The sequence below is a fragment of the Paucilactobacillus oligofermentans DSM 15707 = LMG 22743 genome (assembly GCF_001434315.1).
Taxonomy (GTDB): Bacteria; Bacillota; Bacilli; order Lactobacillales; family Lactobacillaceae; genus Paucilactobacillus; species Paucilactobacillus oligofermentans.
Window position 1 is genome coordinate 1 of the sequence record NZ_AZFE01000024.1, and the last position, 209, is coordinate 209.

1 rRNA gene is annotated in these 209 nt (G+C 44.5%); it reads right to left on the reverse strand.

Annotated features, from left to right (window positions below):
- Position 1 precedes the first annotated feature (1 nt).
- Positions 2-118 (reverse strand): 5S ribosomal RNA (gene rrf, locus FC70_RS02620).
- Positions 119-209: the final 91 nt, after the last annotated feature.

Below are 209 nucleotides of genomic sequence, written 5' to 3' on the forward strand. Positions count from 1 at the left end.
TGCATGGCGACGTCCTACCCTCGCAGGGAGCGATCCCCCAACTACTATCGGCGCTTAGAAGCTTAACTTCTGTGTTCGGCATGAGAACAGGTGTATCCTTCTAGCCATCATCACCACACTATATGTCTTTCACTTGCGTGATTAACATGAGAACTTGCGCTCTCAAAACTAAATAATATCAAAAATTTTTTAAACCGGACACCACTATG